The 1,539-nt window shown below is 40.2% G+C and carries 2 protein-coding genes; both read right to left on the bottom strand.

The annotated features are described in order from the left end of the window. Positions 1-196: 196 nt before the first annotated feature. Entirely contained in the window at positions 197-1,096 is a 900-nt protein-coding gene (locus RMO27_RS18795; RefSeq protein WP_309735360.1) for a GIY-YIG nuclease family protein, read from the bottom strand. 109 nt (positions 1,097-1,205) lie between these two features. Then, a partial coding sequence (locus tag RMO27_RS18800) for an adenosylhomocysteinase (protein ID WP_309735362.1) occupies positions 1,206-1,539 on the bottom strand: 334 nt, incomplete at its 5' end.

The following is a 1,539-nucleotide window of genomic DNA, read 5'->3' on the forward strand; positions in this document are numbered from 1 at the left end:
GGAAACTCGGATCGCTCATTGCCTGCGTCGAACGCCTCTCCAGCGAAATTGTCGAAGTTCCTCTTGATGACAGTGGTGAAAACTCAATCCGCTTGCGCGTGATGACAGGCGAGTAAGGAAGTCATAACAGAACAGCTTACCAAGCTGTAGGGTGTGTTACCGCGTAGCGTAACGCACCAAATCAAAAATAGATATTCTACTGGATTTGTTCGTTTGCTTTTATGATTTCTTGCTTCTCAATGTCGCGCAATATCTTACCAGAAGAATCTTTCCATTCCAACAACCCATTTGCACTACGTCCCATAATTACCATTGCGGCTGCTGATGGGCTGCTAAACAAATAATCGGCTTTGAAAAAAAGTTTGTCTTCTACTTTTACAATAATTTCAGTCTCGATGAGTTCATCCCTTAGTTTATTAAGTCTTTTTTCACGGTAAGACTTAACGGTATCAATCGCAATCTCAGAGTTGCAAAAAACAACAAATCCATCCGAGGTTCTTTGTCCTCTTGCGTTAGCACCTCTAGCCGCCTTTATATATAATTTCTCATCATCACTATTATTAGATAAATTTTGCTTTATAAGTGGCTCAAATACTTTGAATCCCAACGTATTTATGAGAATTTTGATGTACTCAATAAACTCTTCCATTTCTGCTCGATCGGACTCTGAAATAGAGCTTTTTGTTGGAGTATTACTATTTTCAATATCATACCTAGATGCCATATTTGCAATTTCAAATAATCTGGACTCTAAGTATTTTATGTGTGCTTTATTAAGGTTCTCATCTTTACTAATGAATACGACTGCTTCATTCCAAAACTCTTTTTCTGATACATGTGAAACAAGTCTTAAATAAGCATTTTCAGCCTCGCCAATATAAACTTTAGCCTTATCAGTTGATGTTTCAGGTTTTCCGAATAATAAGTAAACTGCTGTGCTTCTGAGATCTTCTCTATCCGAGCAGTCTTTTACTTTGCCTCTAGGAATTCTATAAGCTTTTCCTGTCCAATTAGATAGTTCACATACAACCCTTCCGTCTGGTGCTGAATCCATCAAGAAAAGTTTTATTGTTTTTCCATATTTACTGATATACATAAGACTTCACTATTGAGAATTTCTTGGATTTCTTGTTACGCATACTGAAAAGCACAGGTCAAATTTTGACCTGTGCTTTTTAAAAACTAGCTAATCGTGAAGATCTAATCTAGGTACCAGAAGTCCAAGAGTTAGCGTAGTCGATTTGATCCGCCGTCAGGGTATCGATTTGGATGCCCATTGCTTCGAGCTTCATCCGGGCGATTTCTTTATCCACATGGACGGGGATAGAGTGAATGCCTGGAGTCAGTTCGCCCCGGTTTTTGACGAGGTATTCGCAAGCCATCGCTTGGTTGGCGAAGCTCATGTCCATCACTGCGCTGGGGTGTCCTTCTGCTGCGGCGAGGTTGACGAGACGACCTTCACCGATGACGATAATAGATTTACCGTTGTTGAGTTTGTACTCTTCAGTGAAGTTACGAACGGTGCTGACACCAGAAGAC

The organism is Chamaesiphon sp. OTE_75_metabat_556 (assembly GCF_031378165.1).
Lineage (GTDB): Bacteria > Cyanobacteriota > Cyanobacteriia > Cyanobacteriales > Chamaesiphonaceae > Chamaesiphon.

Excerpts from the sequence above, each read along its gene's own strand:
- RMO27_RS18795 (WP_309735360.1), bottom strand. The coding sequence starts at position 1,096 with ATGTATATCAGTAAATATGGAAAAACAATAAAACTTTTCTTGATGGAT.